At 41.1% G+C, this 639-nt stretch carries 1 protein-coding gene; it reads right to left on the bottom strand.

Annotated features, from left to right (window positions below; genetic code table 11):
* On the bottom strand, positions 1 to 340 hold a 340-nt coding region (locus AC1DVB_RS27830), incomplete at its 3' end, for an IS110 family transposase (protein ID WP_477592086.1).
* Positions 341 to 639: the final 299 nt, after the last annotated feature.

The following is a 639-nucleotide window of genomic DNA, read 5'->3' as shown; positions in this document are numbered from 1 at the left end:
GTCCGCATCTTAGAAGCTTGGCAAGCCATTCGGCATCTTTCACATCAGTTTTACGCCCTGGAACATTTTTGACATGCCTGGCATTGGCAAGAACAAGGTGAAAAGATCCTTCGAGTATATTCCATATTGGTTTCCAGTAGACTCCGGTACTTTCCATCACAACATCGGATACCTGAAGGGTAGCTAGCCAATCACTTAAAGCCAACAGTCCCGTTGTTGTAGTTGAAAAAGTTTCAATAGAGGTTTTTGGCTTTTTTTCTAATGGACCAAATAATACGCAGGCTACTACTGTTTCTTGGTGTACATCTAGGCCAGCACACCGTTCAATCATTGCTTCCATAGGAGAATCACCTCAATAAAAGATTAACAATACATATGACAGGAGATTTGTTACAAAAATTTTTGTATACGTACTAGCAGTACAYTAAATGGTTCTTCAATACTGTCACAACCAGTTTCTTATACAGGGTATCTCCTTAAGATCCACCAAAAAAGGTTCAGCCTGGTTGTATTGTTATCACCATTATTGTCAACGGTTTAATGGGTTAGACTTTATTTTGGGGTAATGAGCAGGGTTTCGTGATAGATGGTGGCGGCGAGGATCGCCGCCATAGACGTTTCTTATGCAACTATAGGGGC

It is taken from the genome of Peribacillus sp. P4_D6, from assembly GCF_056401795.1.
The sequence above is the reverse complement of the archived record's forward strand: the minus strand, read 5'-3'. Positions and strand labels throughout refer to the sequence as shown.